General features: G+C 39.3%; 1 protein-coding gene. It reads left to right on the top strand.

Annotation, left to right across the window (positions count from 1 at the left end):
• Nucleotides 1-388: 388 nt before the first annotated feature.
• On the top strand, nt 389-1162 hold a 774-nt coding region (gene mobQ, locus ACF1B9_RS38020), incomplete at its 3' end, for a MobQ family relaxase (RefSeq protein ID WP_391795993.1).

The following is a 1162-nucleotide window of genomic DNA, read 5'->3' as shown; positions in this document are numbered from 1 at the left end:
TATAATCACCCCAATGAACAAAGTGAAGAAGGGCGCACTTATACAAACTTCGTTTGTGTGCGGTTTGCGTTGCAAACAAAGAGCATATTCGCTTGGTGCGAATACAAAATCAAAACCCTCCATTCGCTAGTGGGCGAATGAGTATCCGCCATAATGCGGATACAAAAAAGGATTCGGAAGATTTTTATAAATACTCGTTGGCAATGTCAGCAATTGTTCAACTTGTCTTTATAATTTCTCCGAATTCATTTTTAAAAAATAAAAAAGGAGTAGATAGCCTTCTACTCCCTTTTTGGTGTGATACATGAATTTCAACAGTTGGCTTTAATATTTTGTTCCATTATGGAGTTTGTTATTCAATTTAAATTTAAAAAGGAGGTACAAGGATATGGCGATCTATCATTTCTCTGCTCAAATGATTTCCAGAGGAAAAGGGCAATCCGCAGTTGCGGCTGCTGCCTATCGTTCTGGTCAGCGTTTAGTCGATGAGCAAACAAATGAAAGTAAGTTTTACAAAAGAGAAGTGCAACCAGAAACCCATATTCTTGCCCCTGAAAAATCGCCAGTTTGGATTCAGAATCGTGAGATTCTTTGGAATGAAGTGGAACATTCCGAGAAAAGGAAGAACTCTCAATTAGCCAGAGAAATCAATGTAGCACTACCTAGAGAACTTTCTCAACAACAACAAACAGAATTAATCAAAGGGTACATCCAGGATCAATTTGTAGATAAAGGCATGGTTGCTGATATCGCTATCCATCGGGATGATGCCAACAATCCTCATGCTCACGTCATGCTGACAACACGAGAAATTTCAGAAGATGGATTTACTACGAAGAATCGTGATTGGAATAAAAAAGACCTGCTGGAGCAATGGAGAGAGCAGTGGTCCGAGTATGCAAACAAAGCATTAGAACAAGCACAAATCAACGAACGAATCACACATAAATCCCATGCAGATCGTGGACTTGAAATCTTACCTACTGTCCATATGGGGCATGTTGCTTCTGATATGGAGAAAAAGGGCATACAAACCGAACGAGGGGCTATTAATCGTGAAGTTCAAAAGCATAATGCGATTGTTTATGACCTTCAAAAGTATCGTCAAGAGAAGCAACAAAGAGAAGCAGCGTTAAAACTGCAGGAGCAAAAGAAGAAAGTA

The organism is Streptomyces sp. NPDC014727 (assembly GCF_043083485.1).
GTDB lineage: Bacteria > Actinomycetota > Actinomycetes > Streptomycetales > Streptomycetaceae > Streptomyces.
The sequence above is the reverse complement of the archived record's forward strand: the minus strand, read 5'-3'. Positions and strand labels throughout refer to the sequence as shown.